This is a genomic window from Paracoccus sp. FO-3 (assembly GCF_006386455.1).
In the GTDB taxonomy this organism is placed as follows: domain Bacteria; phylum Pseudomonadota; class Alphaproteobacteria; order Rhodobacterales; family Rhodobacteraceae; genus Paracoccus; species Paracoccus versutus.
This window is the reverse complement of record NZ_VCBQ01000220.1, coordinates 1-2,588: the sequence shown is the minus strand read 5'-3', so window position 1 is coordinate 2,588 and position 2,588 is coordinate 1. Positions and strand designations below refer to the sequence as shown.

The 2,588-nt window shown below is 69.8% G+C and carries 5 protein-coding genes; 2 read left to right on the top strand and 3 right to left on the bottom strand.

Annotated elements, in window-relative coordinates; all coding sequences use genetic code 11:
- Positions 1 to 100 precede the first annotated feature (100 nt).
- The 3 genes from FE811_RS26415 to ytfE form a co-directional block, all read right to left on the bottom strand.
- Positions 101 to 439, bottom strand: coding sequence for a carboxymuconolactone decarboxylase family protein (locus FE811_RS26415; protein ID WP_116221796.1), 339 nt, complete (start codon positions 437 to 439; stop codon positions 101 to 103).
- 19 nt (positions 440 to 458) lie between these two features.
- Positions 459 to 782, bottom strand: a complete 324-nt coding sequence (locus tag FE811_RS26410) for a hexameric tyrosine-coordinated heme protein (protein ID WP_116221795.1) — start codon at positions 780 to 782, stop codon at positions 459 to 461.
- A gap of 103 nt (positions 783 to 885) precedes the next feature.
- The gene (ytfE, locus tag FE811_RS26405) at positions 886 to 1,557 is read right to left on the bottom strand and encodes an iron-sulfur cluster repair protein YtfE (RefSeq protein ID WP_116221794.1); all 672 of its coding nucleotides are present in this window, start codon (positions 1,555 to 1,557) and stop codon (positions 886 to 888) included.
- A gap of 140 nt (positions 1,558 to 1,697) precedes the next feature.
- On the opposite strand from ytfE, the gene FE811_RS26400 reads away from it, so the two are divergent.
- Both FE811_RS26400 and FE811_RS26395 read left to right on the top strand, forming a co-directional pair.
- Complete coding sequence (locus tag FE811_RS26400; RefSeq protein ID WP_036761398.1) at positions 1,698 to 2,135, top strand: Rrf2 family transcriptional regulator; 438 nt, start codon at positions 1,698 to 1,700, stop codon at positions 2,133 to 2,135.
- Positions 2,136 to 2,156: 21 nt separating this feature from the next.
- Positions 2,157 to 2,588: DUF6522 family protein (locus FE811_RS26395; protein ID WP_140849469.1), on the top strand; the 432-nt coding region annotated here is incomplete at its 3' end.

Here is a 2,588-nt window from a genome sequence, read left to right as displayed (position 1 = left end):
GAGCCTCGCGGTGATCCGCCGGGCTGCCGCCGCGCCCTTCATGCAGGCCTCGACCCCTCGCCATGTTCCGCAAGGGACGGCAGCAGGGCATGGGCAGGCTTCACGCGCCATCGATCTGGTCCAGCACCGCAAGCGCCTTGTTGGCATGGGCATGGGCGGCCCCGGCGCGCATCTCGGCCGCGACCCAGATCGCCTCCATGATCTGCTCGGGACTGGCGCCCTCGCGGCGGGCGCCCTTGACATGGCCCTCGATGCACCAGGGGCATTGCGTGACATGGGCCACGGCGACCGCGATCAGCTGCTTGGTGCGCTTGTCCAGCGCACCGTCGGCAAAGACGGCTTTGGACAGCGCCAGAAAGGCATCGTCGATGGCTGGCGCCAGCGCGTGACGTTTCGCGCCAAGCGCGGCGCTGGCCTTGGGCATGGAGATGTCGGCCATGATCGTCCTCCGTTCAGGTTCATTCGCGCCAATAGTCGTTCGCTGCGGCGATGGTCGCGAACCAGGCCGCCGCCACCCCCGAGACGTCGATCAGCCTGCCCGCATCGGCCGCATAGCCCGGCCGCCCCGCCTTCAGCGCCGCGACATCGGGCTGGGTCGTCCTGACCGCCCGCCGCGCCATGCCGATGGCCAGGTCGAAGCCCTGCTGCGGCGTCCGGGTCTGCAAACTGGGCAGCCATGTCTCTTCCGCCGCCGCGGCCGGGGCGGGCTGGCCGCTCTGGGCAAGGCCGGCAGCCGGCAGCAGCGCCAGCGAGGCGGCAAGGATGCAACCGGGTCGGACCATGGAACCTCCTCCTTGAAGGGGTGGCAAAAGGCGGGCTTCGGGGCGTCGGATGCGGCGCCGGCGGCGGGCGGCGCCGCATGAAACAGCGGGCGGGCAGCGGGCCTCATGCGGCCTTTTCAAAGCGCGGGAACAGCACGTTGTTTTCCAGATGGACATGCTCCATCAGGTCGGCCCGCAGCTGCGCGATCCCGGCGTAAAGCGCCTGCCAGGTCCGGCAGGCGCCCTCGGGCAGGGTATGGTCCTGCGTCAGCCGCGCCAGCTCCGCCAGGAAGGCGCCGTGATCGTCGTGATCGTGCCGCATCTCGGCGATGGGGGCGGCGATCCGGTCCGCCGCCTGCCGGCGCATGGCCGGGAACAGGATCAGCTCTTCCTTCTTCATGTGCACCTCCAGTTCGCCCCATATCCGCTGCAGCAGGTCGGCCAGGCCGCCGGGCACCTCCGGGTGGCCGGCATGGACCGCCTCGACCTTGCGCGAAAGCGCGATCAGCTCGGGGATCTGCCGGCGATGCGCCTGGTGATAGCGGGTCTGGATATGGTCGATCAGCGCCCCGGTCTCGCGTGGCGCATCGGGGATCGCCAGCGGGTCGAGGTCGCTCAGGACCGCCTCGAGCGCGCCAAGGTCCAGTTGGCGCCGATTGGCCGCCTCGGCCAGCGGCACCTCTCCGTGGCAGCAGAAGTCGATGCCGAAGCGGCGGAACACGCCGGACGCGCCGGGAAGCCGCGCGGCGATCTCGCCGACCGTCCGGTCGTGCAATGGGAATGTGGTCTGGGGCATGGCTGTCTCCATGAGCGGGGGATCTGACGGTGAGTCGGGCGCCGCGGGGCAGGAGGATGCGCGAAGCCCATATTCGGTACTTGCAATGCCGAATATCCGCCCACATAATCGGTATTGTCAATACCAATTCAGGAGAGCCGATGCGTCTTGCGACCTTTACCGACTACGGATTGCGGGTGCTGATGCGGCTGGCGGGGGCGCCGGAAAAGCCGATCTCGACCGGGCAGATCGCCAGGGAGTTCGCCATCTCGCAGCATCACCTGGCCAAGGTGGTCAGCGACCTGGGGCTTGGCGGTTTCGTGCGGTCCGAGCGCGGCAGGTCCGGCGGGCTGCGGCTGATGCGCCCGGCGCATGAGATCACGCTGGGGCAGGTGGTGCGCCATCTGGAGCGCAAGTTCGCCATCGTGGAATGTTTCCGCGCCGACGGCGGTGCATGCGTCCTGCGGCCGCGCTGCCGCCTGCGGCCGCAGCTTTCCGCGGCGCGCGAGGCCTTCATGGCCGAGCTGGACCGCACGACGCTGGAGGATTGCGCCTGGCCCGGAGCGGGTCCGGGAGGGCGCGTGGTGGCGGCCGAGTGAGGCCGGAAAAGAGAGGCGGCGATGCCTGGGATCGACTTGCAGCAGGACGGCGCCCGGATCGACGCGGCCGTCCTGGCCAGGGCGTTCGGGATCAGCGCCGACGATTTGTGGCAGGGCATGCGCGACGGCACGATCACCAGCCGGTTCGAGCGCGGCGCGGGCAAGGATGCCGGCACGGTGCGGCTGATCTTCTTTTCGTCCAGCCGCCGCATCCGGATCACCGCGGACGCAAGCGGCAGGATCCTGAGCTGCGGCGCGCTGGATTTCGCCCGATCGCCCGGCCCCGAAAGCCCAGGCGCGGAGGCCGGCGGGGATCACGAGACCCCCTTGCCGGCGAGGGACCGGGATCCGGGACAGGCGGCGCATGTCGAGACGTTTCTCGACCTGGCGCTGCAAGGAACCTTCCCCGCCAGCGACCCCATCGCCATCACCATCGACGTACAGCCCCGGACA